At 58.4% G+C, this 26820-nt stretch carries 26 protein-coding genes and 1 riboswitch; of the genes, 6 read left to right on the top strand and 20 right to left on the bottom strand.

Translation table 11 applies throughout. The annotated features are described in order from the left end of the window. Positions 1 to 5 precede the first annotated feature (5 nt). The 15 genes from H8K20_RS04705 to H8K20_RS04635 form a co-directional block, all read right to left on the bottom strand. Positions 6 to 371: a sirohydrochlorin chelatase gene (locus H8K20_RS04705; protein ID WP_105203862.1), complete on the bottom strand. Its 366-nt coding sequence runs from the start codon at positions 369 to 371 to the stop codon at positions 6 to 8. Next, on the bottom strand, positions 368 to 1636 hold the full coding sequence (hemL, locus tag H8K20_RS04700; RefSeq protein WP_186487633.1) for a glutamate-1-semialdehyde 2,1-aminomutase: 1269 nt from the start codon (positions 1634 to 1636) through the stop codon (positions 368 to 370). The genes H8K20_RS04705 and hemL overlap by 4 nt, the downstream gene beginning before the upstream one ends. Beyond that, a complete protein-coding gene (hemB, locus tag H8K20_RS04695) occupies positions 1636 to 2613 on the bottom strand; it encodes a porphobilinogen synthase (RefSeq protein WP_105203858.1) in 978 nt (325 codons plus the stop codon). Before hemB ends, hemL begins: the two co-directional genes overlap by 1 nt. Beyond that, positions 2597 to 4081: a uroporphyrinogen-III C-methyltransferase gene (cobA, locus tag H8K20_RS04690; RefSeq protein ID WP_186487632.1), complete on the bottom strand. Its 1485-nt coding sequence runs from the start codon at positions 4079 to 4081 to the stop codon at positions 2597 to 2599. The genes hemB and cobA overlap by 17 nt, the downstream gene beginning before the upstream one ends. After that, entirely contained in the window at positions 4068 to 4955 is an 888-nt protein-coding gene (hemC, locus tag H8K20_RS04685; protein WP_186487631.1) for a hydroxymethylbilane synthase, read from the bottom strand. Before hemC ends, cobA begins: the two co-directional genes overlap by 14 nt. Further along, positions 4933 to 6189, bottom strand: coding sequence for a precorrin-6A reductase (gene cobK, locus H8K20_RS04680; RefSeq protein WP_186487630.1), 1257 nt, complete (start codon positions 6187 to 6189; stop codon positions 4933 to 4935). Before cobK ends, hemC begins: the two co-directional genes overlap by 23 nt. Next, positions 6176 to 6916, bottom strand: a complete 741-nt coding sequence (cobJ, locus tag H8K20_RS04675) for a precorrin-3B C(17)-methyltransferase (protein WP_105203851.1) — start codon at positions 6914 to 6916, stop codon at positions 6176 to 6178. The genes cobK and cobJ overlap by 14 nt, the downstream gene beginning before the upstream one ends. After that, on the bottom strand, positions 6913 to 7914 hold the full coding sequence (locus H8K20_RS04670) for a glutamyl-tRNA reductase (RefSeq protein ID WP_186487629.1): 1002 nt from the start codon (positions 7912 to 7914) through the stop codon (positions 6913 to 6915). Before H8K20_RS04670 ends, cobJ begins: the two co-directional genes overlap by 4 nt. Continuing rightward, positions 7911 to 8897 (bottom strand): cobalamin biosynthesis protein, encoded by a 987-nt coding sequence (locus H8K20_RS04665; protein ID WP_186487628.1) that lies wholly within the window; start codon positions 8895 to 8897, stop codon positions 7911 to 7913. The genes H8K20_RS04670 and H8K20_RS04665 overlap by 4 nt, the downstream gene beginning before the upstream one ends. Further along, the gene (gene cobM, locus H8K20_RS04660) at positions 8894 to 9649 is read right to left on the bottom strand and encodes a precorrin-4 C(11)-methyltransferase (RefSeq protein ID WP_186487627.1); all 756 of its coding nucleotides are present in this window, start codon (positions 9647 to 9649) and stop codon (positions 8894 to 8896) included. Before cobM ends, H8K20_RS04665 begins: the two co-directional genes overlap by 4 nt. After that, positions 9646 to 10332 (bottom strand): precorrin-2 C(20)-methyltransferase, encoded by a 687-nt coding sequence (cobI, locus tag H8K20_RS04655; protein ID WP_186487626.1) that lies wholly within the window; start codon positions 10330 to 10332, stop codon positions 9646 to 9648. The genes cobM and cobI overlap by 4 nt, the downstream gene beginning before the upstream one ends. Next, entirely contained in the window at positions 10329 to 11456 is a 1128-nt protein-coding gene (gene cbiD / locus H8K20_RS04650; RefSeq protein ID WP_186487625.1) for a cobalt-precorrin-5B (C(1))-methyltransferase CbiD, read from the bottom strand. The genes cobI and cbiD overlap by 4 nt, the downstream gene beginning before the upstream one ends. Before the next feature lie 181 nt (positions 11457 to 11637). Then, positions 11638 to 11821, bottom strand: a riboswitch (cobalamin riboswitch). A gap of 809 nt (positions 11822 to 12630) precedes the next feature. After that, positions 12631 to 13932, bottom strand: a complete 1302-nt coding sequence (locus H8K20_RS04645) for an aspartate aminotransferase type Ic (RefSeq protein ID WP_186488204.1) — start codon at positions 13930 to 13932, stop codon at positions 12631 to 12633. A 402-nt stretch (positions 13933 to 14334) separates the two neighbouring features. Further along, a complete protein-coding gene (asnS, locus tag H8K20_RS04640) occupies positions 14335 to 15726 on the bottom strand; it encodes an asparagine--tRNA ligase (protein ID WP_186487624.1) in 1392 nt (463 codons plus the stop codon). Between the two features lie 141 nt (positions 15727 to 15867). After that, positions 15868 to 16491: a stage II sporulation protein M gene (locus H8K20_RS04635; protein ID WP_186487623.1), complete on the bottom strand. Its 624-nt coding sequence runs from the start codon at positions 16489 to 16491 to the stop codon at positions 15868 to 15870. Positions 16492 to 16631: 140 nt separating this feature from the next. Here H8K20_RS04635 and H8K20_RS04630 point away from each other — a divergent pair, with 140 nt between their 5' ends. From H8K20_RS04630 to H8K20_RS04620, 3 genes are all read left to right on the top strand, one after another. Next, complete coding sequence (locus H8K20_RS04630) at positions 16632 to 16784, top strand: hypothetical protein (protein ID WP_164998124.1); 153 nt, start codon at positions 16632 to 16634, stop codon at positions 16782 to 16784. 123 nt (positions 16785 to 16907) lie between these two features. Beyond that, entirely contained in the window at positions 16908 to 17516 is a 609-nt protein-coding gene (locus H8K20_RS04625) for a sugar O-acetyltransferase (RefSeq protein WP_105203837.1), read from the top strand. 51 nt (positions 17517 to 17567) lie between these two features. Beyond that, complete coding sequence (locus H8K20_RS04620; protein ID WP_186487622.1) at positions 17568 to 17975, top strand: VOC family protein; 408 nt, start codon at positions 17568 to 17570, stop codon at positions 17973 to 17975. Positions 17976 to 18115: 140 nt separating this feature from the next. Here H8K20_RS04620 and feoB read toward each other — a convergent pair whose 3' ends face one another. Further along, the gene (gene feoB / locus H8K20_RS04615; RefSeq protein ID WP_186487621.1) at positions 18116 to 20263 is read right to left on the bottom strand and encodes a ferrous iron transport protein B; all 2148 of its coding nucleotides are present in this window, start codon (positions 20261 to 20263) and stop codon (positions 18116 to 18118) included. Between the two features lie 103 nt (positions 20264 to 20366). Next, entirely contained in the window at positions 20367 to 20639 is a 273-nt protein-coding gene (locus tag H8K20_RS04610) for a FeoA family protein (protein WP_105203819.1), read from the bottom strand. A gap of 219 nt (positions 20640 to 20858) precedes the next feature. Between H8K20_RS04610 and H8K20_RS04605 the strand changes: the two genes are divergently transcribed. The 3 genes from H8K20_RS04605 (at position 20859) to H8K20_RS04595 (ending at position 23774) form a co-directional block, all read left to right on the top strand. Continuing rightward, positions 20859 to 21296: a metal-dependent transcriptional regulator gene (locus tag H8K20_RS04605; protein WP_243562506.1), complete on the top strand. Its 438-nt coding sequence runs from the start codon at positions 20859 to 20861 to the stop codon at positions 21294 to 21296. Positions 21297 to 21412: 116 nt separating this feature from the next. After that, entirely contained in the window at positions 21413 to 22948 is a 1536-nt protein-coding gene (cls, locus tag H8K20_RS04600; protein WP_186487620.1) for a cardiolipin synthase, read from the top strand. Positions 22949 to 23120: 172 nt separating this feature from the next. After that, the gene (locus H8K20_RS04595) at positions 23121 to 23774 is read left to right on the top strand and encodes a CatB-related O-acetyltransferase (RefSeq protein WP_186487619.1); all 654 of its coding nucleotides are present in this window, start codon (positions 23121 to 23123) and stop codon (positions 23772 to 23774) included. Between the two features lie 198 nt (positions 23775 to 23972). Here H8K20_RS04595 and H8K20_RS04590 read toward each other — a convergent pair whose 3' ends face one another. From H8K20_RS04590 to H8K20_RS04580, 3 genes are all read right to left on the bottom strand, one after another. Then, positions 23973 to 24836, bottom strand: coding sequence for an SPL family radical SAM protein (locus H8K20_RS04590; RefSeq protein WP_186487618.1), 864 nt, complete (start codon positions 24834 to 24836; stop codon positions 23973 to 23975). Positions 24837 to 24944: 108 nt separating this feature from the next. Next, positions 24945 to 25778: a CPBP family glutamic-type intramembrane protease gene (locus H8K20_RS04585; RefSeq protein WP_186487617.1), complete on the bottom strand. Its 834-nt coding sequence runs from the start codon at positions 25776 to 25778 to the stop codon at positions 24945 to 24947. 2 nt (positions 25779 to 25780) lie between these two features. Beyond that, on the bottom strand, positions 25781 to 26689 hold the full coding sequence (locus tag H8K20_RS04580; RefSeq protein ID WP_186487616.1) for a helix-turn-helix domain-containing protein: 909 nt from the start codon (positions 26687 to 26689) through the stop codon (positions 25781 to 25783). Positions 26690 to 26820: the final 131 nt, after the last annotated feature.

The raw sequence follows: 26820 nt of genomic DNA, 5'->3' as shown, positions 1-26820 counted from the left end.
CCTTCTCACAGCTCGGCCGACTCCGCTACCCGTTGGGCCAACACATCCGCTATGCGCGGGTCCTCACCCAGCGCCTTGCCCATGGTCACCGTCACCCCCGGGTGACAGTCACAAAAAGCCTGTACCTCACCGGGTATATCTTCTTTGATATGGATGCCCGAAAACAAAAAGTAGGGCACTACCCGCACGTGGTCCACCCCTTGGTCGACCAGCCTCTGCAGCCCAGTGGCAATATTTTTTTCTGAAAACTCCATATAGGCACTCTCCAGCGGAGGAGTCACCTTCTGCCGCACCATCTCTATAATGGCCTCAAAAGTCTTCTCAGTGGTCTTTTCACGGCTTCCGTGGGCAACGATCAGCGTTCCGGTCATGCTTGTATCCCTCCAAATTGTCTAATAACTTCCACTGTGTGGTCAAGGTCTTCCTGGGTGTGAGCGGCGCCCACAAACATCGCCTCAAACTGCGCCGGTGCAATGTAGATACCGCGGTCCAGCAAAAAGTGAAAATAGCGGGCATAGGCAGTGGTGTCGCTTTGGCGGGCGGTGTCGTAATCGGTCACCGGCACGTCACTAAAAAATGCGCACACCAGCGACCCCACCTGGTTCACCTGGCAGCCGGTGTACCGGCGGATACCCGCGGCGAGATAGCGGGCCTTTTCCTCTATCTCGCCGTATATCTGGGGCCGGTCGCGCAGCTGGGTCAGTGTGGCCAGCCCGGCCGCCATAGCCACCGGGTTTCCTGACAGGGTTCCCGCCTGGTACACGCTGCCCACCGGCGAAACGAACTCCATCACCTGGCGTTTGCCGGCATAGGCGCCTACCGGCATCCCGCCGCCGATGATCTTACCATAGGTGACCAGATCGGCCTCCACGCCAAAATAGGCCATAGCTCCGCCCAGCGCCAGGCGAAAACCGGTGATGACCTCATCAAAGATGAGCAGCGCTCCATACTGGTCGCACAGCTGCCGCAGCCCGGGCAAAAAGCCGTCAGCCGGCCCCACTACACCCATGTTGGCCCCCACCGGCTCTACGATCACCGCCGCCACCTGCCCGGCATTTTTGGCAAACAGCTCCGCCACCGAGTCCAGGTCGTTATAGTTTGCCAGCAGCGTATCTTGGGCCGCACCGGCAGTCACACCGCTGCTGTCGGGATTGCCGGTCGTCAGTGCGCCCGAGCCCGCCTTTACCAGCATGCTGTCGCAGTGACCGTGGTAGCAGCCGGCAAATTTTATGATCTTGTCGCGGCCGGTATAGCCCCTTGCCAGCCGGATCGCACTCATCACCGCCTCGGTGCCGCTGTTTACCATGCGCACCATCTCCACCGGCTCCACCAGCTGGCAAATGAGCTCGGCCATCTGTACCTCCAGCTCGGTGGCCGCGCCAAAGCTCAGGCCGTTTTGCATGGTCTCCTGCACCGCCCGCAAGATCACCGGGTCGCTGTGCCCCAAGATCATCGGCCCCCACGATCCGATATAGTCGATATAGGCCTTGCCGTCCACGTCATATATGCGGTCGCCGGCCGCCCGAGCCATAAAGCGCGGTGCGCCCCCCACAGCGTGAAAGGCCCGCACCGGGCTGTTTACCCCGCCGGGCAGCACCTGTCTGGCCCGCTGGTATAGCTTTTCCGATCTGCCCATCAGCCAATATCTCCTCTCTGTATGGCGCCCGCCAGCTCTCTGGCGTAATAGGTGATGAGGATATCCGCCCCGGCGCGAAATACCGCCACCGCGCTCTCACACATCACCCCGTATTCGTCGATGAGCCCGGCGGCGGCCGCCGCCTTGGTCATGGCATACTCCCCGCTCACGCTGTAGGCGGCCAGTGGCAGATGGGTGTGCTGCTTTACCGCCTGTATCACGTCCAAATAGGCCAACGCAGGCTTCACCATCAGCAGGTCGGCCCCCTCTTTTACATCGGCCAGCGCCTCTTTAATCGCCTCCCGGCGGTTGTGGCAGTCCATCTGGTACGACTTGCGGTCGCCAAAGCTGGGAGCTGAGCCAGCCGCATCGCGAAATGGTCCGTAAAAGCTGGAGGCGTATTTCACCGCGTACGACAGTATGGGTAAATGGCCAAAGCCGGCCTCGTCCAGCGCCCGGCGAATAGCCTCTACCCGCCCATCCATCATGTCCGAGGGGGCCACCATGTCTGCTCCCGCCCGCGCGTGTGAAACGGCAATGCGCGCCAGATAGGGCAGTGTCTGATCATTGTCCACTGTCTGCCCGCTCAGTATGCCGCAGTGCCCGTGCGAGGTGTACTCACACATGCAGATGTCAGTGATCAGGTACACGCGGTCGCCAAACTGGCGCCGAATGGCCCGCAGCCCCTGCTGGACTACACCGTCATCATCATAGGCGCCGCAGCCCACTTCATCCTTGTGCTCCGGCAGGCCAAACAGCAAAAACTTCGATACCCCACACTGCAGCGCCCGCTCTATCTCTTCGCCGATGCGGTCAGGGCTGCAGTGGTACTGCCCGGGCAGCGACGGTATCTCCTCTTTGATATCCTGCCCCTCTTTAATAAATACCGGCAGCACCAGCGCCTCGGCGCTCATACGCGTCTCCCGCACCAGTTCACGCAACATGGGGGTGGTGCGCAGTCTACGTCCTCTCATCATAAGCCAACTCTCCCATCCATCTCAGCATGGCCGGTATCGTCGCCTCCGGCGACACCTCTACGCGCATGCCGCACGCGGCGGCAGCACGGGCCGTCTGCGGCCCTATACAGAGCGCGCGTATCGTGCGGCAGTCATATGTGTCCCCCAGCGCCGCCATCAGTCCCCGTACACAGCTGGCACTGGTAAAAGTAACCGCATCAAACGCCGCCGGGTCAACACCGGTCACCGGCAGCTGCACCGTCTCGTACACGTCCAGCTTTTTGTGGGCAATGCCCGCGGCCGTCAAAATCTGCCCCAACTGTGGTGCTGCTACCCTGGCCTGTATCAGCAGCAGGTCGTCTTCTGGCCCCACCAGCCGCTGCTCCAGCATCTGCTGGGCCAGGTCCTGTCCGCTGTACCGACTGGGTACAAAGTCTGCCCGCAGCCCGTAGGGGCGCAGCGCCGCCGCCGTCTGTCGACCCACGGCAAATAGTCTTCGGCCAAACAGAGCTCGTGCATCCTGTCTCTGCTGCCACAGCCGTTCCATAAAGGCCTCTACTCCTACGGCGCTGGTAAATACCAGTGCCGTATAGCGGCTTAGGTCGGGCCATAAAAACTCTAGCGGGCGGGTCTCTATGGTCGGGGCGCAAACAACCTCTGCCCCCAACTGGCGCAGGCCGTCAGCCATCTTCTGGGCTCCATCCCGCGAGCGGGTCACCAAAAAGCGTCTCCCCTTCAGAGGCAGAGCATCAAACCAGTCAAATTCATCGGCTAAGGCGCACACCCGCCCCACAATAATAAGCGCCGGCGACTGCACTGCGTTTTTTTGTACCGTATCCTCCAGTCGGCACAGTGCGGTGACAAAACGCCGCTGTTGGGGCCGGGTGCCGTTTTCTACAACTGCCGCCGGCATCTGCGGGTCCATCCCCGCCCGCAGCAGCCCCTCGGCGATCTCTCCTACACTGGCTACCGACATCAAAAACAAAAGTGTACCGCCCAGCCGCACCAGCGCCGGGTAATCGAGCTGCAGTTGCTGGTCTTGCCGCCGGTGCCCGGTAATGATATGTAAAGACGAGCAGAAGTCCCGGTGGGTCACCGGGATACCGGCATAGGTAGCCGCCGCTATGGCCGAGGTGATGCCCGGCACCACCTCAAACGCGATACCCGCCTCCCGCAGGGCCTCCAGCTCCTCGCCGCCGCGGCCAAATACGAAGCTGTCGCCACCCTTTAGCCGTACCACCGGCCCCCCATTCTGGGCCTGCTCCACCAGTATCTGGTTGATACGCCACTGGGGCACCGGGTGGTCGCCGGCGCGTTTGCCCACATCTATCCTTTTGGCCCCGGCAGGTATCATTGCTAAAATATCAGCGCCCACCAGCCGGTCGTACACCACCGTTTGGGCCGCCGCCAACAGCGCCGCCCCTCTCTGGGTCAATAGTCCCTTGTCTCCGGGTCCGGCCCCCACCAGATACACTTTACCTGCCGCCACCAAAAGCCCCCCTCATCTTTTCTGCCAGCGTCTGTCCCAGCTCCACCGGCCGGTCGATGGGACCGCGGCAGCTGTCAATGGCAAAGTCGTCGCTGCCCTCACCGGCAAAAAGCCCGGTCAGGGTAATGATATCCCCCTTCACCGTAGCATAGGCCGCCACTGGTGAAGAACAGCCGCCATCCAGTGTCCGCACAAAGCTGCGCTCGCAGTCACAGACTACTTTGGCCAGCGGGTCGTGGGCTGCTCGTACCGGTGTCGCATCAAAATCGCGCCGGGCCTGCACGGCCATCACCCCCTGACAGGCGGCCGGCAGTATCTGCGCGACCGAGTAGATATGGGCGATGCGCGCCTGTAGTCCCAGCCGCTTTATGCCCGCATAGGCCAGCACCAGCCCGCTGTATTCGCCCCGGTCCAGCTTTTGCAGCCTGGTCAAAACATTGCCCCGCACCGGTTTCACCTGCATGTGCGGGTACAGCTTTTGCAGCTGTATGCGGCGGCGGGCGCTGGCACAGCCCAGCGGCAGCGCCGGGTCCAACTCTTTTGCCCCCAGGGGCAGTATCAGCACATCGCGGGGGTCTTCCCGCGGCGACACCGCCACCACTGGCAGCGCCGGGTCCTCCTCCATGGGCATGTCTTTGTAGCTGTGCACCGTCAGGTCGGCCCGCCCCTCCAGCAGCGCCTTGTCCAGTTCCTTCACAAACAGTCCTTTACCACCGATCTTGTCCAGCGTGCGGTCCAGTATCTTGTCACCGGTGGTCTTCATGGTCAAGAGCTCCAGCTCTATTTCTGGGTGCGCCGCTTTTATGGCCTCCATCACCAGCTGCGACTGGATGATTGCCAACCTGCTCTCTCTACTCGCTACCGTTATCTTCATGCCGTAATACCTCCCGGATCTTTGCCGCCGTGCGGGCCACCTGCCGGTGATCTCCGCCGCGCCCCACCAGCGCTGCCGTCTGTGTCTCCCCCAGCGCCAGCGCGGGAAAGTAAAAGTCGCACTGGTGCCGGTCGCTGGCGTTGTTTGCGAAAATGCCGCGATCCTGTGCGCAATTGACGACCCATCTGTTTACTTCACTGCTGTCAGTGGCCGCCAGCACCACATCGCTCTGCCTCACGTCCGGCTCGGCAAAGCAGCGCTTCCGCCAGCATATCGCCCCCTGCCCGGCCAGGTCTCGCAGATGTTTACTCACCTGTGGCGCTACCACTGTCACCTGCTGCCAATCAAAGTGCAGCAGCGACTGCACGCGCCTGGTCGCCACCTGGCCGCCGCCCACCACCAGCACCCTCTTGTTCGCTGTTTGCACAAACAGTGGAAAGTAGCGCCGCCACACCGCCGACACTTCACATTCTTCTGGCAGCTGCCAAATCGCAGCAATGCGCCGCCACACCTCTGCCAGCGAAAGTCCCTGTTCGCTAGTGGGGCGGTCGATGACCACCACCTGGGCGCCGGCCATCTTTGCCCCCTGCAGCTTTTGCGCAAATCCACCCGCCGCGCCCGAGCTCTTGGTCAGCAGGTAGCGGCAACTGTATTGGCGCAAAAGTGCCGCATTCAGCTCGGCCGAAAACGGCCCCTGCATACACAGGATGTGCGCCCCCGCAAAACCCAGCGCCCGGCAGGCAGACAGGTTTTCTTCCAGTGGCAAAATGCGGGCGTAAACCCGCTTCCGGTAGTCCGGCAGCTGGCACAACTGCTCTAGCTGCTTGCTGCCGACGGTACATAAAATTCCACCATCGGTATCCCGCAAGTAGTCTACTGCCGCCGCCATATCGGTGCAGTTTATCACCTCTTCGCCCGGCTGCTCGGGCCGCACCAACCGCAGGTAAGGTACCCGCCGCACCGCGCAGGCGGCGGCGATGTTGGCCGTGGCCCTATCGGCATAGGGGTGGGTGGCATCCACCACCAGCCGGTATGTCCCGCCGGCCAGCATCGCCGCTATCTGCCCCTCGTCCAGCCGCCCGGTATGTATTTTTCCGCCCAGCTCCTGCAGCTGGCTGCGGCCGTAATCGGTGGCCACCGCCGCCTCGGCGTCGATACCGCAGTTCAGAGCGCGGGCAAACAGCTCCCGCCCCTCGCTGGTGCCGGCAAACAGCAGCAGCTTACCGGGCGCCATCAGTGCAGTACCCCCGGGGCGTCACCATGCGATTGCCGATCTGCATAGTCTGGCTGTTGCCGATAAACACGGTGGTGAACATATCCGCCGGCATATCCCGCAGCTGTGCCAACGTGCACACCTGGCTCTGCTGCCCTGCGCGGCCGATGTTGCGCACCACACCGCAAACGGTAGCGGGCGATTGATGGCGCAGAACCTCATCGCAGGCCCTCTGCAGATAGTCGTGCCGCTTTTTGCTGGCCGGGTTATACAGGCAGATAACAAAATCCGCCTGTGCTGCCAACTGCAGCCGCCTGGCGATCTTCTCCCACGGCGTCAGCAGGTCGCTCAGGCTGATCACGGCAAAGTCGTGGATGAGCGGCGCCCCCAGCACGGCCGCACCGCTGCAGGCGGCGGTGATACCGGGCAGTATCTCCACCTGCACCGCCGGGTACTCCTGCGCCAGCTGCAGCAAGACGCCGGCCATACCGTACACTCCGCTGTCACCGCTGCACACCAGCGCTACCGTATGGCCGGCCGCCGCCTGTTCCAAAGCCAGCCGGCAGCGCTCCACCTCCCGCCTCATCGGGGTCGAGAGCACCGTTTTGCCCGCTGTCAGGTCAGCTACCAGCTCTACATACAGCGTGTAGCCCACCACCGTGTCGCTCTCTTCTATAGCCCGCAGTGCGTCACCGGTCATAAAACAGCTGTTGCCCGGGCCCAGGCCCACCGCATACAGTTTGCTCATTGCGCCACTACCTCCTCTCTGTATCGCCGCCACTTCTGTAGATCTGCGTAGTGCTTTTCGATCAACCGGTCTATCTCCTCCAGCTGTCGGCGGTGGTCAGCGGCGATATCCTGCCCCGACAGCGTATCCACGTTATACAGGGTGATGCCCGGCAGTTGACCGATGCTGCGCTGAATATCACGCGGCACCGCCAGATCGATGAGCAGCGCCGGCTGACGCTGCAGCTGTGTAAAGCCCTCCAGCTTTATCGTGTGGTGGGGGCTGGAAGTCGCGCTCACCACCGCGTCAAAGCGGGGCATCTGCTCGTAGCGCTGGCTGTAGTCAAAGGCCTGTGCGCCGCTCGGCAGCTCTACCTGGCTGTACTTGTACTGGCGCAGCGTCATGCTCACTCTGTAACCGCTGTCTAAAAGCGCCTGCGCCACCAGCTTGCCCACTTCCCCGTTGCCGATCACCAGAACCTCTTCTACCGGCTGTCCAAAGCTTTTTATAGCCGCCAGCGTCTGTATCGCTACCGAGTCCACCGCCCGCGAAAAGCGCACCTTGGTCTTTATATCCTTAGCCGCCGCGATCGCCGTGCGAAAAGTCACCTCTAAATAGCTGTCGATAGCCCCGCAGGCTCGGGCGTGTGCCTGGGCATTTTTCACCTGGGTGATGATCTGGTCCTCGCCCCATATCTGCGATTTGGCCCCGCAGGCCAGCCGGCACAGGTGCCAAAATGCCTCCCGGCCACGGCGGCCGCGGTACATCTGCGCATACTGCGCTGCATCTTCGCCCATGGCTGCACACAGCAGCAAAAACGGGTCGGGCGCATGGTCCTCCGCACACGAGAGGTACACCTCGGTGCGGTTGCAGGTGCACAGAAGTACCGCCCCCAATACACCGCGCTGCTGCCGCAAACTGTCATACAGTTCCTGACAGCGCGACTTGGTAAATGAAAATTTTTCACGGATGTCGATGCCCGCCAAGCTGTGGTCGATGCCCGCCATACAGATATTCAAAAGCTACAACTCCAATCTGCCGCCGCCAGCGCCAGCGTCATGCCGTCGCACACCTGTTTCGATAAGATCAGCTCTCCGCCGGCAGCCACTGCGCTGCGCTCGCACACGTTGTCCGTCCCGGTGGTGCGCAGCACGAAATCCGATACGGCAAACCGCCCCGGCACCGCCTGCAACTGCGCGGCCGAATAGGTCCAAAAAGGCAGGCTGTACTTTTGCGCCAGCGCACAGATGGCCGGCTCCTCCCGCTTGAGGTCGATAGAGGCCAGCCCCCGCACCGCCAGCGGCGAAACGCCGGCCAGCTGCAGCGACTGCACAAAAAAGCGCTCCAATGCCTGCGCGTCGGTCCCCTTTTTGCAGCCGACGCCCACCGTCACGATGCGGGGGTACAGGTGCAGCGTGGTCGTAAAGGGCTGTCTTTTTCCATCCAGCGAGATGCACAGCCCCACCTGCGCCCCGGTTCCCGTCTCCAGGCCCGGCGGCAGCTGTCCGCGCACCTCAAAATCACTGTACAGGCCCACCGTCTGGCCCCGCAAAAGCGTGCCCGACACCGCCCGGATGCGGTCGATCTCACCGATGACACAGCCCGCTTTCTGGCTCCACAGGTCCACGGCAAATACGCCGTTCAGGTCGGTGGCCGTAGTCAGTACCGGGGTGGCTCCCAGCTGCCGGGCCAGTTTGGTGGCCAGCGCATTAGCGCCCCCCAAATGCCCCGACAAAATAGGGATGACGAACTGCCCCTTCTCGTCCAGCACCAGCACGGCCGGGTCGCGGTCTTTACGGCGCAGGTGCGGCGCGATAGCCCGCACCGCAATACCTGCCGCCCCCACAAACACCAGTCCCTCACAGTCGGGCATCCAGGTGGCAACGAACTCGTCCAGCGGCATATCTCGCGGGCGCAGCGTACAGCTGTAACCGGGCAGCTGGGCAATATATCGGGCCAGCGCCGCCCCCGCCGCGGTAAAGGCACACAGCGCCAACTTCACTGGCTGGCCTCGCGAAACAGGTGCGAAAACCCCGGGTCATAGAGCTTTGAGCGCTGGTATTCGTCGCCCAAAAACTCCCCCACCAAAATAAGGGCCGTCTTGTCTATCCCGTGGCTGGCTGCCGCCGCTGCCAACTCCCCCACTTTGGTGTGGACGATCTGCTGGTCGGGCCAGCTGGCCCGATATACGATGGCCGCCGGCGTATCGGCCCGGTATCCGCCCTCCAACAGCTGGCGCGATAGTTTTTTTAGCATACCGGCGCTCAAAAACACCACCATGCTGGCACCATGGGCCGCCAGCGCCGGTATGCGCTCGGCCTCTGGCACCGGGGTGCGCCCCTCCAGGCGGGTCAGTATCACCGTCTGGCTCACTCCGGGCAGCGTGTACTCCGCTCCCACGGCCGCCGCCGCCCCGCAAAATGAGCTCACGCCCGGCACCACCTCGTAGGCGATGCCCAGCTGTTCTAACCGGTCCATCTGCTCGCGGATCGCACCGTACAGACAGGGGTCACCGGTGTGCAGGCGCACCGTGTTCTTGTGCTCCCGCTCTCCCCGCTGCATCACTGCCAATACCTCTTCCAGCGTCATGGCCGCGCTGTTATAGATCTCGCATCCCGGTCTGGTGCTCTTTAGCAGCTCAGGGTTCACCAGCGACCCGGCGTAGATAACGATGTCGGCGGCCGCCAGCTTCTGCTGGCCCCGCACAGTGATGAGGTCTGGTGCCCCCGGTCCCGCTCCCACAAAATCGATCACTGGCTCTCCTCCTTGGCGATCACTACTGTAAAATAGCTGGCGCTTTCATCTATCTGTTTTAGATCTTCATACAGCGCCTGCCCCGGCATCCCACAGCGCTCTACCGCCTGCGCGCGCAGCTGCGGCCTCGCCGCCAGCTGTTTTTTTATCTGCTGCAGGCTGCGCCCCGACTTCATCAGCACTTTGGTGCCGGGGTAATCCAGCGCCAGCTGGCTGTCCGGGTACGAGGCAGGTATCACATGCAGCATCTCGCCCCCCTCACACAGCGGCATATCCAAAGCCGCCGCCGCCGCGCAAAACGACGGCACCCCCGGCACGATACGGGTGGGGTACCCCCGCTCTTTTAAAATGCGGTGCAAATACATCGGGGTGGCGTATACCGTGGGGTCTCCCAACGTCAAAAACGCCACATTCTCCCCCCGTTCCAAATAGCCGGCCAGCAGGTCGGCGTTTTGGGCAAATACCGCCTGCAGCTGCCCGCGGTCGCGGCTCATGGGGGCTGGGCAGTAGAGCAGCTCTTTGCCCTCCAGCAGCGCCCCGGCAATGCGCGCTGCTGCGTTGTCCCCAGCACCGCTGGCCGGCAGTGCCACCACCCGGCAGCGCTTAATGGTGTCCACCGCCGCCAATGTCAGCAGCTGTGGGTCACCGGGGCCTACCCCCACGCTAATAAAAGTTCCCGTCATCTGTGTTCTCCTCTTATCTGCGCCGCCAGCGCCTGGGCGCCATCGGTCTGGGCCAGCAGCGTCTGCCCACTGCCAAACAGCAGCACTTCTACTGCCAGTCGCCCTTTGGTGCGGTAGTCGATCTGCCGGCATATCCGCTCTAACACCACAGCAAATACCGGTCCGGTCAGTGCGTGCCGGTCTAGCAGCTCCACCGCGCGGTCGGTGGTATTACAGCAGAGCAGCTGCTGTACCAGCGCACGCGGTGCCCCACAGGCAGCGGCGTGGGCAGCCAGTATCTCCATGCGGCAGTCAGCCACCGAAGAATGGGTGTTCATCACTCCGCCGGCCACCTTTACCAGCTTTCCCACATGTCCCACCAGCAGCGCCTGTTTAAAGCTCTTATACACCAGGTAATCCAACGTATCACCGATGAAATTCGAAAATTTAATGCTATTTTCCAGGTCTAGCCCCAGCTTTTCCAGGCAGTAATCACGCCCATAATTTCCCGGGGAAAGTACCACTCTCTCCGGGTCGCGCAGTTTGGCCCGGTCAACGAGCAGGTGGATGGTCTCGGTCAGAGCGCGTTCGCTCATGGGCTCCACGATACCAGTGGTCCCCAGAATAGAGATCCCCCCCGCAATGCCAAGCCGCGGATTAAAGGTCTCTCTGGCGATCTCGGCGCCGTTTTCAGCGCCGATGCGCACCTGCAGTCCACCGCTATACGCACAGGTATCGCACAGTCGCCGCAGGTTCTCCTCGATCATCCTGCGGGGCACCGGATTTATGGCCGGTTGGCCCACCGGCACCTGCAGCCCCGGCTGGGTCACTGTGCCCACCCCGGCCCCACCCAGCAGCTCTATGCCGGATGGGATACAGCGTACCTGGGCCGTAATGCCCATGCCGTGGGTCACATCGGGGTCGTCCCCGGCATCTTTAACCACCCGGGCCTCTGTGCAGTCTTGCTGCCAGCACACCTGGGCCGACAGCCGGGCCGTCTGTCCGCCGGGCAGCGTGATCTGCACCTGGGTCAGGTTCTCCCCGCGCAGCAGCAGCCAAGCCGCGGCCACCGCAGCGGCGGCGGCACAGCTGCCGGTGGTGTAGCCCCGGCGCAGGGCCTGTCCATTTTTTATCACCTGCCGCACCGATCTACACCCCCATACTCTCTCCCGCTGCCTGGCGGCACAAAAAAGCTCCCTGCCACCCTGTACCGCGCAGAGGGGGGCAGAGAGCCTATCGCCAAGTGCCCGCTGCACCCACAGTATCAAAGATCACACGGGCGCAGCGATCGCTCCAGTCGACGGCATTCCCTGTCCTCCGCAGCAAAATGACATCTCGAGCAGAGCAGGTCTTCTGGCTCAGCATCAGCGCGCCGCCCGGCCTTCCCGGCCCTTCAGGACCAGTGGCACACAGTGGGGGCGCTCCGCATCACAGCAACGGGATTGCGCAGGACTTGCACCTGACTTCCCTTTTCATCACCCAGCGGTGAACTCTCTCGTCTGTTCTCTATTATACGGCATGCAAAGCAGGGCTGTCAAACCGGCTCCTCCCCCCAACACACCGCCGCCACAGCTGTTGTTTCCGGTTTTAATGTGCTGGTTCTCGGCTCTCTGCGGTGCGCGATCCCATCACCAAAAAACGCTCTCCCCATCAGCCCTACTTTATCCCAGCATACAAATACAGATGTTCGATTCGATGTCATTGCATCTTCCTCGCAATAACATCGCGCCGCGCCAACAATATAAGCACCTGTCTGCGCCAGATCGACCGCCCTTCATCGGGCAAAGATCTGTTTTTGTATACCAAGCCCACCGGAGCAACTGTTGTGCCAATAATCCAATCATGCGCTGTGGCGCCACAGCACAAAAGCTGCAAAATAAACACAACCACAATCGCAACATGTTCTCACGATCTCTCCCGCCCACCGTCAAGTCGGTGCTCCCCTCCTGACCTGTTTCGCCCGGTCCACAGCACCCGATCGCACCCACACCACACTACGGGCCAATAGTCCACACCTGCGGCAGCCCCATACCGCACAGCGGCCGCCTCTTTATCTCCCCCATCCTGTCGGCGCTCGTTTGCCGCCCACCACCACCCCCATAAAAATTCGATGGTACTCATCCTGGCCATCTGTTTGCGTGCCGCACGCCAAAAAAATTGCTCTTTCAGTAATCTCCGAAAAAGCGTCTAAACATCTCCGCGCCCCGCATTTTCGCTCAGCCCACTCCTCAAAATACTTTGCAGCACACAGAGCGCACATAAAAACACCCCGGCAGCGCAGTCGCCACCGGGGTGTCGTATTCTCGTGATCTATGCCTTTCAGGCCGCCAGCCGCTCCCGAGCTGCCTGTTCCAGCGAGGCGATCTTTACCGCCAGGCAAAAGATCTCCATGGCTTTTTGCAGTTCTTCCAGGCTGGGGTAGGTAGGGGCAATACGGATGTTGGCGTCGTGCGGGTCCTTGCCGTACGGGTAGGTAGCTCCCACCGCAGTCAGCTTCACCCCGCAGTCACCGCACAGCTGCTCCACCCGTTTGGCACAGCCATCCAGGGTGAAAAAGCTGACGAAATAGCCGCCGTAGGGCCTGCTCCAACGGCCGATCTCGCGGCCGTCCAGGTGCCGGTGCAGCATCGTGTCCACCAGCTCAAACTTGGGGCGGATAATGGCGGCGTGCTTTTCCATGTGAGCCATAATGCCGTCCACATCTTTAAAAAATCGCACATGCCGCAGTTGGTTGATCTTGTCCGGGCCGATCGTCTGGGCCAAAATGCGCTTTTTCATATAGGCCATAGTGCGGCGGCTGCCGGCCATGATCGCCAGGCCCGAGCCGGGCAGCGATATCTTCGAAGTCGAGGTGAACACCAGCGGCATATCCTCACTGCCGTACTCAGCGCACACGTCCAAAATATTGGGTAAGCTGTCGCGGCGCTCTTTTTCCAGGTGGTGTACCATATAGGCATTATCCCACATCAGCACAAAATCAGGGGCCGCCGGCTTCATGGCCGCCAGGCGCCGCACCGTCTCCGCCGAGTAGGTCGTCCCCTCGGGGTTCGAGTACATCGGCACCGACCACATGCCCTTGATGCTGGCGTCCTGCGCCACCAGCGCCTCTACCGCATCCATATCCGGGCCATCTGGCAACATGTCCACATTGATCATCTCAATACCCAGTTCCTCGCAGATCCCAAAATGGCGGTCATAGCCCGGCACCGGGCAGATGAACTTCACTTTTTCCTCCCGGCACCAGGGGCGCTCGCTGCGGGCATTGCCCAGCAGCATAAACTTGGCCAGCGCGTCATACATCAGGTTCAGGCTGGAGTTGCCACCTATAAACAGCTGTTCCTCCGGCACACCCATCAGCTCTCCAAACAGCCGCTTGGCTTCCGGTACACCGTCTAGGATCCCGTAATTGCGGCAGTCAAAACCGTCCTCACTAAAAAAGTCCCGGGTGTCTTCCAGCACCTTGTACATGCCCATGCTCAGGTCCAGCTGCTGGGTGCAGGGCTTGCCGCGCGACATATCCAGTTTCAGGTCTTCGCCCTGATATATTTTATAGAGCTGGTAAAACTTCTCCAGCTTCCCCTTGATCTCCTCTGTCGACAATGCGCTGTATGGCTGCGCCATAAAACTCGACTCCCCTTCAAAAAATTTGCAAACCAAAAATTCAAATTCCTGCATTTTAGTGGCTAACACACCACTTTGCTCCGGTCTCTCTCTTTAGTATATGCACTATTCTACACCCAAAAACACAGCTGTATCAACTGTTCAGAACATCTTTGGACAACGGCACAAAAATGCAAGTATCCAAAATCGTTTTTTGCAAAAACCACACAAAGTTTAGGGAAAAGTTCACCAAAACACAAGAAAAAAGAGCCTGCAAGCAAGCTCTTTTTTTGCATTTTGTCTCTGTATCAAATACAGCCGTGTATTTACAGAAAGCACATTTGTGATTTCGTCCAAAAGCAAGCGTCACGACTTATCAAAAACAGCAAAACCGCTGCCACTGGCCTTTGGCAATTTTGCCCTTTAAAACTCGGCCGAACCGGTGGTGCGGGGGAACGGCAGAACATCGCGGATATTCTGGATACCGGTGATATACATGATCAGCCGCTCAAAGCCCAACCCAAATCCGGCGTGCTTGGCACTGCCAAACCGGCGCAGGTCCATGTACCAGCTGTAGTCCTCTTCTTTAAGGCCCATCTCCTGCATCCGCTCGCGCAATACGTCCAGCCGCTCCTCGCGCTGGCTGCCGCCAATGATCTCACCAACGCCGGGCACCAGCAGGTCGGTAGCAGCTACCGTTTTGCCGTCGTCGTTCAGGCGCATGTAAAAGGCCTTGATCTCTTTGGGGTAATCGGTCACGAACACCGGTTGGCCAAACACCTGTTCGGTCAGGTAGCGCTCGTGTTCGGTCTGCAGGTCACAGCCCCAGTATACCGGGTACTCAAAGCGGTCTTTTACCTTTTCCAGTATCTCCACTGCCTCGGTGTAGGTGCAGCGGCTAAACTCGGCGTTCACCAGCTTATTCAGCCGCTCCAGCAGACCCTTGTCCACAAACTGGTCAAAAAAGGCCAGCTCGTCCGGGCACTGCTCCAACACATACCCGATGACCGATTTGAGCATCGCCTCTGCCAGATCCATATCGTCCTGCAAGTCGGCAAAGGCGATCTCCGGCTCGATCATCCAAAACTCAGCTGCGTGGCGCGGCGTATTGGAGTTCTCTGCCCGGAAGGTGGGCCCAAAGGTGTACACCTTGCCAAAAGCCAGCGCCATGCACTCGGCGTTGAGCTGGCCCGATACTGTCAGACTGGTCTCCTTGCCAAAAAAGTCCTGGCTGTAGTCGATGCTGCCGTCTTCGCTGCGGGGCGGGTCTTGCATGTCCAGGGTGGTCACCCGAAACATCTCCCCGGCCCCCTCACAGTCGCTGCCGGTGATCAGCGGCGTGTGGGCGTACACAAAGCCGTTTTCATTAAAAAATTTGTGCAGCGCGTAGGCCGCTACCGAGCGCACCCGAAAAGCCGCACTGTACAGGTTGGTGCGGGGGCGCAGATGGGCGATAGTCCGCAAAAACTCCACCGAGTGGCGCTTTTTCTGCAGCGGATAGTCCGGGGTCGAGGGGCCCTCTACCTCAATGGCAGCCGCGTGCACCTCAAACGGCTGACGGGCGTCCGGGGTCAGCACCAGCGTTCCCTCTACCATCAGCGCACTGCCCACATTCAGCTTGGAGAGCTCTTTAAACCCCTCGACTTTGCCGTCCTCAAAAACGACCTGCAGATTCTTAAAGCAGCTGCCGTCGTTGAGCTCAATAAATCCCAGCGATTTCGAGGCGCGCAGCGTGCGCACCCAGCCACATACCTTTACCGGTCCCTCTTTCTGCTCGGCTGCGCGGTACAGCTGAGCAATAGTCTTTCTCTCCATGTCGTCTCTCCTCCAACAAAAATGCTATCCCCCGGCGGCAAACTACCGGTCACGGGGCAAACTACACAGTAATGTTATTAGTATAGTACAAAAACGCGGGTGTTACAAGGTGCGGCGGCAATATCGCCACCGCACTCCGCCTCACAAAAACAGCGCAAAAATATGCGGCGTTATGTATACCTCCACCGGCGCGGCGATCAGCAGCAGTGGCACCGCCACCGTCAAATACAGCCGCAGTGCATTCACAAACACCGCTGTAAACGGTACGCCCCGGCGCTGGCCCACCAATTTACACACTAGCTCAAAGCACAAATAGGCCCCCAGCGCACACGACAACACAATGGCCGGCAATTCAAAGATCCCGTGGGGCAGTATCCCCATAAAATAGGTAAACAGCCCGGCGCCGTAACTGGTATAAGCCGCCCCCAGCACCCCCAGTATAGCGGCATTTACCCCCAGTGAAAAAAGCGGCAAAAACAAAAACGGCACCAGCCCCATCAGCGCCGTAGTGGCGGTGGCACGAATGTTTCCAAAAAGCACTGCCACCAGCGATAAGCCGCCGTCCGCCCGGTACACGCCTTTGCTGGTAAAGGTGGCTGATATCGCCTCCAACAGCTGGCTCAGCAGTTGGGGGTTCCGGGCGATCACCATCCCCGTCGCCAACGCCGCCCCAAAAAATAAAATACTGGCGCCCCAAAAATATCTCTGCAGCCGGTTTTTAAAAAAGTACCAGCTCAGCACATATTGCCGCTTTACAAAACGCATCTGCACCGCTCCTTTTTTGCCAATACTACACTATACTCTACACGTTGTGGCAAAAATGTCAATCACGCACCAAAACCGGCAGAGATTGGCGCCGATAACCGGTGCTCACCGGCAAAAACTACTGTTGGAGGTGAATTTTCATGGAGATGAAACAGCCCATTGATCTGTCATCCAGCACCTGCTTTGCCAAGCTGCCCACCTTTATTCAGGAGTCTATCCGGCAAAACGGGGTCAACTTTTACAGCGAGCAGGAGCTCGTGCAGTGCGCTCAGAACATTCTCGACCAGATCTGAGCACCCACCAGGGGCCAAAAGCCCCTGTACATAACTGCCGCCACCCGATATTCTGCCCGCCCTGTGTTGCCATAAGCTGGCAGTATGTGGTAACATGGTGAAAAACTGAAAGGCGGTGCCCCCGTGGCCTACAACGACAAAGTAAAGCTCGACAATTACTACCACTACGTCGAGCCCTGGTGGCAGGATGCCTACCGGGCCAGCCAGCTCACCTACGACTATAACCTCACCCGTATCACCGAGGTACAAAAGCGCGATGAGATCTTGCGCGATCTGTTTGCCAAAGTGGGAGAAAAGCCCCTCATCGAGCCCCCTTTTCACTGTGACCGCGGCTTTTTTACCACCATCGGTAACAATTTCTACGCCAATTTCGGTTTTACCCTGCTGGATTCGGGTGAAGTAGTCATCGGCGACGACGTGCAGATCGGCCCCAACGTCACCATCTGTACTGCCAGCCATCCGGTCCACCCCGAGGAGCGCATCCAGGGCGGCATCATCAATGAACCGGTACATATCGGCAACAACGTCTGGATCGGTGCCCATGTCTTTATCGGCCCGGGGGTGCACATCGGCGACAACGCGGTCATCGGCGCCGGCAGCATCGTCATCCGTGATATCCCGGCCAATACAGTGGCGGTGGGCAACCCCTGCCGCGTCCTGCGCCAGATCACCGATGCCGACCGCATGGACGAAAAGACCCGTCAAAACTACGTCGGCAACGCCGATCTGTAACACGGCGCAGCGCGCACATCGCCGGCAGTTATAAAAAGGAGTACAGCCATCATGCGCTTTGACAAATTGACTGTTCGCATCCTGGTGCGAAAAAATTACGGCCAGTGTTTTGACTTCTACACTCAAAAACTCGGTCTCACTCCCGTTTGGGGCGACCGCAACGGCCCCTACACCTCCTTCGCCACAGCTCCGGGCCAGCCGCCCTGCTTCGCCATTTTTTCCGGTGCCAACATGCCCATGTTTCAGGGCTACCAGCCGCCTGTGGGCACCCCACAGCAGCCCGATACAGTGGCCGCCATCCTCCCCACCAGCGATCTGGAGGGCGACTATCAGCGCCTCCGCGCAGCCGGCGTGCAATTTTTGGGCGAGCCGCAGTACATCGCAGACTGGGGCATGCACTGCACCTATTTTCGTGACCCCGAGGGAAATCTCTTCGAGCTCAGCGGCGGCGATATCTAGCGCCGAATGTCCGGTACCCAAACGCAATAAAGAGCAGGCGCTCCTCTCTCACAGGAGCGCCCGCTCTTTTTCTTTTTTTCAGCTCCATGCACACCCGGCAGCCGCCGAATATACGGCCGCGCCTCGCGCACCCATCCCGGTCAGGCCAGCCCCAAAAGCCTTGCGGTCGTAGCCACGATAAAGCAGATGACGATACCAAATAAAGTCGGCACCGCAAACGAGACCAGCGTCCACCGCAAGCTCTGGGTCTCCTTTTTTATGGTCATGCAGGTAGTGGAGCAGGGCCAATGCATCAGGCAAAACAGCATGGTACAAACAGCGGTCAGCCAAGTCCAGCCGTTTTGTACCAGCAGCTCCTTCAGCTGTACCAAGCTGCTGAACTCCATTATACTGCCGGCTGACATATAGGCCATGATCATGATAGGCACCACGATCTCGTTGGCGGGGAAGCCCAAAATAAACGCCAGCAAGATCACGCCATCCATGCCGATGAGATGGGCAAACGGGTCTAAAAATCCGGCGCAATGGGCCAGCAGGCTGACACCTCCCATCTGCACGTTGGCCATCAGCCAGATGATGAGCCCCGCCGGAGCTGCCACCGCTACCGCCCGCCCCAGTACGAACAGCGTCCGGTCAAAGATCGACCGCACGATCACCTTGCCGATCTGCGGCTTACGGTAGGGGGGCAGTTCCAGCGTAAAGCTCGATGGTATGCCCTTTAAGATGGTCTTTGACAAAAGCCGCGACACCAAAAAGGTCATGACCACTCCCAGCACGATCACCCCAGTCAGCAGCAGTGTCGATGAGATCGACTGCCAAGCCCCGGCAGCCGCCCCCACAAAAAACATCGAGATGATTGCAATAAGCGTCGGGAAACGGCCGTTGCAGGGGACAAAGTTGTTGGTGATGGTAGCGATGAGCCGTTCTCGGGGCGAATCAATGATGCGGCAGCCCACGATGCCGGCGGCATTACAGCCAAACCCCATGCACATGGTCAGCGCCTGCTTGCCGCAGGCACAGGCTTTTTTAAACTGGTGGTCCAGGTTGAACGCCACCCGCGGCAGGTAGCCAAAGTCCTCCAGCAGCGTAAACAGTGGAAAGAAGATCGCCATTGGCGGCAGCATCACCGACACTACCCACGCCAGCACCCGATATACTCCCAATATCAGCGCCCCGTGCAGCCAAGCCGGCGCATGCAGCCACATAAACAGGTCGGTCAGTCGGTCCTGTACCCAAAATAGTCCGTCGGCCAGCATCTGTGACGGGTAGTTGGCCCCGGTAATGGTCAGCCAAAACACCACCGCCAGCAGCGCCAACATAATGGGGATACCGGTCCACTTACCGGTGAGGATCTTATCCAGCTTGCGGTCATAGCCGCCCGACCGTTTGGTGGTCGTGATGCAGTCCTCGCAGATCTCCTCGGCCGCCAGCACGATGCACGATACCGTATTATCCAAAAACTTGTCGCGGTCGATCCCCTGCTCCTGCAGCTGCCGCCAGGCCCCGGTCACTGCCGTGCCGATTGCGCTGTCTGGACCTATGTCTACCTGCAAATGCCCGGCCAGCGTAGCGCAGAGCACCGGTTCCCCCTCCAGCAGCTTCAGCGCTACCCAGCGGCTCGAGAGATCTTTGAGATCGACCTGATCCAGCACTGGGGTCAGCTGCGCGATAGCCGCCTCGATAGGTGCTGTGTAGCGGATGGGGCGCGGCGCAGGGTGTATTTCTCCGTGCGAGACCTGTTCCACCACCTCCACCAACTCTTTAAGTCCCTTACCGCTGCGGGCGGCAGCGCCCACCACCGGTAGACCCAGATTTTGCGACAGCTTTTTAAGGTCGATCTGCACCTTCTTTTTCTTGGCCTCATCCATCAAATTGGCGCATACCACTACGTTGGGCGTAATCTCAGCTGTCTGCAGTACCAGGTTCAAGTTGCGCTCTAAACAGGTGGCGTCGCACACTACTACCGCTGCATCCGCCCCGCCAAAGCAGATAAAATCGCGGGCTACCTCCTCCTCGGCAGAGTGGGCCATTAGGGAATATGTACCCGGCAGATCTACGAACACATAGCTGTTTTTACCGTGTTGGTGGCGTCCTTGAGCATTGGTCACTGTTTTTCCCGGCCAATTGCCGGTGTGCTGGTTGAGCCCCGTCAGTTCGTTAAACACTGTACTTTTGCCCACATTGGGGTTGCCCGCCAGAGCGATGACTTTTTCTTCTGGGCTGGTGCGCTGTATCACCAGCCCCTGATCTACTGCACCGTGGCCGGTGGATTCGGCTGTTAGGCCCATATGGTATCCTCTCCTATCTGCTTTGCCAGTATTTCTATGTAAAGCGCCCGCTTATGGGGCCTTTTTACAGGCCGCAGGCGCAAAGTTAAGCGGCGATAACGGTTCAGCTGAGTACCTTCTCCCGCCCCCGTTCAAAGCTGGTGGCCTCGACTAAGATGCGCTCGCTGTCCTCTTGCCGCAGGGCGATTACCGCCCCGCGGATAAGGTAGGCGACGGGGTCGCCAGAAAAGCTCTTTTGCAGGCACTGTACCTCTGTGCCCTCGATAATGCCGATATCCTGCAGGCGGCGGCGCATGCTGCCGGCTGATTCTATGGCGTGGACTCTGCCCAATTGGCCCTCGTGCAGGTGGTCGAGCGGTAGGTATCTATCTTTCACGGTAATCTCTCCTCTAGTCGCAGCGGCATAGGTATGCCGCCAAAATCATAAGTATGGTCTGTGGCACCGACCTACAAGATACGCGGTTGACCCGGCAGAAGCCGGAGAAATATAGATGATCTCCCCAAAAAGTTAGACCGGGGAAACTCTCACTTTCTGCTACAGTATATTCACATACCCGTCAGGGTGACACAGAGGTAAAAATACGGAGGTACTGCCGTGCACAGCCAAGACCAATTTTACACGCCCACCGGATATGACCGTCTCATCCACCGCGAATTGTCGGCGGCCATGGAAGACTATTTAGAAATGATCCTGCGCATGCAGCCACAGAGCGGCGAGATCGGGGTGAATGCGCTAGCGGCTCTCCTGCACGTACAACCGTCCAGTGCGTCAAAAATGGTAGCTCGGTTGCGTCAAGAGGGCTTTATAGAGCCGGGGCGGTACGGGCCGATCTCTCTTACAGCTAAAGGCAGCGACTACGGCAGCTACCTGCTACACCGCCACCAGGTGTTGTGTGAATTTTTTTGTGCCCTCAACCAGAGCGAGGATGAACTGGAACAGGTGGAGCAGATCGAGCACTATATCACCCCTAAAACAGTGGCCAATATGCAGCGCCTACTGCCCCTTATCAAACGATTTTCCCCTACCGAGTGACCAGCGTGCACCGGGGGACAAGATATGCTATAATAATCTATTATATAATCCGCCCGGGCCTTGGTCGCCCGCGAAACTCGTCACATGCGAAACTTTGCTGTTAAGGAGCCCTCATCGTGAAAAAATTTCTAAATATGCTGTTTAGCCGGGTGGTCATCATCAGCCTGTCTATTGCCATACAGGCCGCATTTTTGGTCCTCCTCATCTGGCGTTTTAACAACTATTACGTCTATGTGCACGCTGCCTGTGTTCTGTTGAGCCTGGTCGTGACGCTGGGCATTATCGGCGGACGTTCAAACCCCGGCTATAAGATCGCCTGGCTGGTACCAATTTTGCTGTTCCCCATTTTTGGCGGGCTGTTTTACCTGATGTTTGGGCGCAACCAACTCAGTGCCCGCGAGCGCAAGAAAATGGCCGAGATACAGCGCCACACCGAGAGCGTGGTGGACCTGAGCGGACAGATGTCGGACGAGCTGTACCAAATAGACGCCGATGCCGGCAGCATCTCCCGCTATATTGCCCGCAACGCGCTCTCACCACTGTATCAAAACACTGCCGCCACCTATTTTCCCATTGGCGAAGCCAAATTTGCCAGCCTGCTCGAAGAATTACAAAAGGCTCAGCACTTTATTTTTATGGAGTATTTTATCATCCAAGAGGGAAAGATGTGGGACCCGATCTTGGAGATCTTGACCCAAAAAGCAAAGCAGGGTGTTGAAGTGCGGGTGATCTACGACGATGTTGGCTGCATCGATACGCTCCCCTACCACTACGACCGCGAACTGGAGAAACTGGGGATCGCCTGCTGCGCCTTTAACCCCTTTGTGCCGGTGCTCTCGGCGCGGCTCAATAACCGCGACCACCGCAAGATCGTAGTCATTGACGGGCACACCGGCTTTACCGGGGGCATCAATCTGGCCGACGAGTACATCAATGCCTACCCCAAACACGGGCACTGGAAAGACGCCGCTATCATGCTTAAAGGTGACGCCGTGTGGAGCCTGACGGTGATGTTTTTGAGCATGTGGAACTACCTGCGACACACCGATGAGGACTATACCCGCTACCGCAGCACCGGTACTACCGGCCATCAGCTGGCGGCACCGGGCTATCTGCAGCCCTTTTCAGACAGCCCACTGGACCACGAGGCGGTGGGCGAAACAGTCTACATGCAGCTGATAAGCCGGGCCAAAAAATATGTGTACATCAATACCCCTTATCTGATCATCGACAACGAGATGGTCACTGCGCTGACCACTGCAGCCAAGTCGGGCGTGGACGTGCGCATTATTACTCCGCACATCGCCGATAAATGGTATGTGCATGCGGTGACCCGCGCCTACTATAAAATTCTGGTGGAGAGCGGGGTCAAGATCTTCGAGTACACCCCCGGGTTCGTTCATGCTAAGACCTTTGTAGTGGATGATATCTACGGTGTGGTGGGCACCATCAATTTAGACTACCGCAGCCTGTACCTGCACTTTGAGTGTGGGGTGTGGATGTATAAGACACCCTGCTTGACCGATATGAAGCGCGACTTTTTAGAGACGCAGCAAAAATGTCAGTCCATCACATTGCAGCAGTGCCAAAAGGTATCGCTGCCCACCCGTATATGTCGCGCGCTGCTGCGGGTATTTGCGCCGCTGATGTAGATGATAAACGAAACATACGCGTATTCGGGACGCACTTTAAATGTGAATAAATTGTAAAAACTATCGATAGAGTGAGCAAAAATGAGAGAAATACGGAAGAAAAGAGCAGTCGCAACGGCATCGAAAAATACAGATGGAGGTGATAAGGAGAAAAAATAGGAGGCATTTTCGTATGCAGATACCAGACCCAAACGCGATCTTTCCAAACGAGTATAAGACATCTTGTTTTATAAAAAATGTGATCACTGCTCCCAACATTCAAGTTGGCGACTATACCTATTATGACGATCCGGTAGACCCCACTGCTTTTGAGCGAAACAACGTGTTATTTAACTGGCCGGAGTTTGGCGACCGGCTGATTATTGGCAAATTTTGTGCTATAGCCAGCGGGACCACCTTTGTTATGGGCAGCGCCAATCACCGACTGGACAGTGTGAGCACCTACCCCTTCCACGTGTTTGGCGGTGCGTGGGCCCAGAACACGCCGCCCCACCTGACCCAGCTGCCCTTTAAAGGCGATACGGTGATTGGCAACGACGTGTGGATCGGGCGGGAGAGCGTGATCATGCCGGGGGTGAAGATCGGTGATGGGGCCATTGTCGCCGCTTACTCGGTGGTGACAAAAGATGTAGCCTCCTATACGCTGGTGGGCGGCAATCCGGCTCGATCTATTCGCAAGCGCTTCGATGACTCACTGATCCGGCAGCTGTTGGATCTGCGCTGGTGGGATATGGAGCCCAACCGGCTCGCCGCCTTTTTGCCGGTGCTATGTAGCAGCGATCTGGCAGAGGTGCGCCGTGCGATCAAAACACATTTAGACACATAAAAATGTGCCGGCACCGGCGGCTAACTGGCCAGCGGTGCTTCATCAAAAATGCTATGACCGAGAGGGGGCCGGCAGCCATATTTGGCTGTCGGCCCCCTCTTGGCGTAGAATTAAAGACGTTTTGTTTACAAACTGATGTGGGTGATGGAGCAGTACATTATCTATCGGTCTGTGGGGGCGCCAAATGAGCCCTATCTTTTAAAAAAGACGCAGCTGATCTCGCTCTTGATCCAGCGTGTGCAGATAGGTAAATATCTGCCGGTTGTCGTGCATGATACTGTGCGCTGCACACTGCTGATGAAAAAACTGCATGAGTTCTTTATTGCGTGGGCTCACTATACTATACTGGTCGCCATAGGTCTGGATATAGCGCTTCTTTAGGTGGGGAAACAGATTATCGAGCTGTGCGTAAAAGTACTCGCGGCTCCCTTCGCGCAGGGTGAGCCCCATGCCAAAGCAGATGATACCGCGCACCTTGGCCTGCACGCAGTAATCCAGGATACCGGCGATATTTTGATGGTCGTCGTTTATAAAGGGCAGGATCGGACACAGCCACACCACAGTTGGTATACCTGCTGCACGCAGCGCTTGCAGGGCCGCAAACCGCCGGCTGGTAACGCTTACCCGGGGCTCCAGCTTTTGGCACAGCACATCGTCATAGGTGGTCAATGTCATCTGCACCACGCATTTTGTCTGCCGGTTTATTTTTTGCAGGAGATCGATATCGCGCAGCACCAGATCGGACTTGGTGATGAGAGTAAAGCCGCAGCCGTACCGATAGGCGAGCTCCAGGGCTTGGCGAAGATGCTGCAGCTGCTGTTCGGGTGGAATATACGGATCGGTCATGGAGCCGGTGCTCAACATACAGGGGCGGCGTTTGCGGCGCAGTGCATCCTCTAGAAGCTCGATGGCATTTTGCTTGACCTCGATATCGGTAAAATCGTGGTCCATGTGGTAGCACCGGCTCCTGGAATCACAGTAGATACACCCGTGGGTGCATCCTCGGTATAAATTCATGCCGTTTTTAGCCGACAGTATCCCTTTTGTTTCTACAAAATGCATGGCTGCCCCTCCCCGCTCTTGATCCTGGCCCGTTTTGTGGTCTGTAACTGCAGTATAACAGATAGAACCTGACATCTGCCGTCAGGTTCTATCTGCTGTGCTATAAAATTATACAAAGCCCATATCGGGCAGTTTGCCAATATGCCGCCTTTCAAAAAACAGGTCCCGGTTGCAGAGCACGATCGCCACAGCCGCTGCGGTGATCACGACCGTCTCGACACATTTGGTGAGCGGGGTCATGGCGATCTTTTCCTGAAAGAAATTTACAAACAGGTGAAAGATGATACAGGCCAGCATACTGCGGCCATTTTTTACGTATACCCAGGTAGTGATAAAGCCCAGCGGCACCACACTAACCAAAAAATTGAGCGCATAGAGCAGTCCCAGCGCCCGCAGCCCGGCGTGGTAGGTACCGGGTACCCAAAACAGCGGCAGGTGCCACGCTGACCAGATAAGGCCAAAGAGGATAGACTCTTTAAACCAACTGTGGTATTGGGCGATTGCGTCCTCCCCATACCCGCGCCAGCCCAGCTCCTCGATGACCGCGGCCAGAAGGATCGTCAGCAGCGCAGAGCTGCCGCCGACTGAAAAAGAGAAATCGGCGGTGAGTGAAAATTGGGAGATCGGTTGCCCCACCAATAGCGACACCAGAATAGAGACCACTACGATAGCCGCAAACAGCGCCACTGCCGCCAGCAGATTGCCGGGGTGGATACAAGCTGCATGGAGCAGCTTGCGCCAAAGATCTGCCCGAAGTGCTCTGCTGCCTGAAAAGATGACAAAGCACACTGCGGTCACCGCCGGCACACACAGCCCCAAAAACATGAGTGGCAGTGCGGCCCGCCCGTTGGCGGTAAAAATGGCAGCAAACCAAAATGACCAGGTCAGCACAAAGACGAGCAGGTAAAAGAGCGCCGGGCGATACCGGTACCGCTGCGCCACGGCTATGCCTCTCCCCGACTGGCTGAGACGCTGCTGATGATCAGTTCACTTTTGATCCCGTTGAGCTCCACGATATTCTCACAATTTTGCACCGCCTCTCCCGAAAGAGAAAAATCGGCGGTGGGCTGTCCATCGCGCTGATAAAAAACCCGGTTGCGAATGCCTTTTACCACCGCGATAAACGGCGTCTTGGCCGGTAGAGAGAGCTTGGAGGATGCCGATAGCTGGTTGATATCTAACCGCCCGGAAAGTGATCGGCACTGTATCTGCATATCGCGGTTGCAGTTGAGCTCGACATGGCCCACGCCCGGCTCCAACACTACCTGGCCAGCGCTGCCGGAATACTCGAGCCTATCGGCGCACAGCCCCTTTACCACGAGCTGTTCGGTATTGCCACTGAGCTCGATATCCTTTACATAGTGGAGGGGAAACTGGATGGACAGGCCCAGCACCTCTTTTGCCCTGGACTCGGTCAGGTCGCCAAAGCGGCGCACGTCGATATCGATGCGCTGTTTTACATCGTCGATCTTTACTTTCAGCAGTTTTTGTATATCGGGCAGTTGTTCGGAATAAAGACACACCCGTATCTTCTCTCCGCCATAGCTGCTCAACTCGGTCCGTTTGGCCCCGGCCATGGTGATATCGTAGCTCTTTAGGCGGTCGATATCGTATTCAGTGATGCTCTCGAACCGAGCGGTTTTGGACTCGGCCGGCGGGGTACTATTTCCCAGCAGCTCATCCACCGAGATAGCGAACAGCTGGGCGATGGCCCGCAGGTTCTCTATATCGGGCACACCGCCACCGGTCTCCCATTTGGTCACCGCCTGCCGTGACACGTGCAGCCGGTCGGCCAGCCCCTCTTGCGACAATTTGGCCTGCTTGCGCAGTGCTTTGATCTTTTCGGCGATCATACTCTCGTCCCTCCTGATTAAGTCGATAGCGCCAGCATAGCAGACTTAAGGCGGCAAGACAAGCAACCGCTGTTTGCAGCGGTGCATTTTTTGCTACGCTGCGTAGCAAATGCCCCCAAAAGGGCTTTATA

The sequence above is a fragment of the Neobittarella massiliensis (ex Bilen et al. 2018) genome, assembly GCF_014269355.1.
Lineage (GTDB): Bacteria > Bacillota > Clostridia > Oscillospirales > Ruminococcaceae > Neobittarella > Neobittarella massiliensis.
Note: the sequence above shows the minus strand (reverse complement) of the source record. Positions and strands in the feature narration are given on the sequence as shown.

Bases quoted from the DNA above. Each gene is read 5' to 3' on its own strand.
- H8K20_RS04635 (WP_186487623.1), bottom strand. From the start codon at position 16,491: ATGCGTTTTGTAAAGCGGCAATATGTGCTGAGCTGGTACTTTTTTAAA.
- cobK (WP_186487630.1), bottom strand. From the start codon at position 6,189: ATGGCGCCCGGTAAGCTGCTGCTGTTTGCCGGCACCAGCGAGGGGCGG.
- H8K20_RS04705 (WP_105203862.1), bottom strand. From the start codon at position 371: ATGACCGGAACGCTGATCGTTGCCCACGGAAGCCGTGAAAAGACCACT.
- H8K20_RS04590 (WP_186487618.1), bottom strand. From the start codon at position 24,836: ATGCATTTTGTAGAAACAAAAGGGATACTGTCGGCTAAAAACGGCATG.
- cobJ (WP_105203851.1), bottom strand. From the start codon at position 6,916: ATGAGCAAACTGTATGCGGTGGGCCTGGGCCCGGGCAACAGCTGTTTT.
- hemC (WP_186487631.1), bottom strand. From the start codon at position 4,955: ATGAAGATAACGGTAGCGAGTAGAGAGAGCAGGTTGGCAATCATCCAG.
- H8K20_RS04620 (WP_186487622.1), top strand. From the start codon at position 17,568: ATGCGCTTTGACAAATTGACTGTTCGCATCCTGGTGCGAAAAAATTAC.
- cobI (WP_186487626.1), bottom strand. From the start codon at position 10,332: ATGACGGGAACTTTTATTAGCGTGGGGGTAGGCCCCGGTGACCCACAG.
- hemB (WP_105203858.1), bottom strand. From the start codon at position 2,613: ATGATGAGAGGACGTAGACTGCGCACCACCCCCATGTTGCGTGAACTG.
- H8K20_RS04645 (WP_186488204.1), bottom strand. From the start codon at position 13,932: ATGGCGCAGCCATACAGCGCATTGTCGACAGAGGAGATCAAGGGGAAG.
- feoB (WP_186487621.1), bottom strand. From the start codon at position 20,263: ATGGGCCTAACAGCCGAATCCACCGGCCACGGTGCAGTAGATCAGGGG.
- H8K20_RS04595 (WP_186487619.1), top strand. From the start codon at position 23,121: ATGCAGATACCAGACCCAAACGCGATCTTTCCAAACGAGTATAAGACA.
- H8K20_RS04630 (WP_164998124.1), top strand. From the start codon at position 16,632: ATGGAGATGAAACAGCCCATTGATCTGTCATCCAGCACCTGCTTTGCC.
- asnS (WP_186487624.1), bottom strand. From the start codon at position 15,726: ATGGAGAGAAAGACTATTGCTCAGCTGTACCGCGCAGCCGAGCAGAAA.
- hemL (WP_186487633.1), bottom strand. From the start codon at position 1,636: ATGGGCAGATCGGAAAAGCTATACCAGCGGGCCAGACAGGTGCTGCCC.
- H8K20_RS04580 (WP_186487616.1), bottom strand. From the start codon at position 26,689: ATGATCGCCGAAAAGATCAAAGCACTGCGCAAGCAGGCCAAATTGTCG.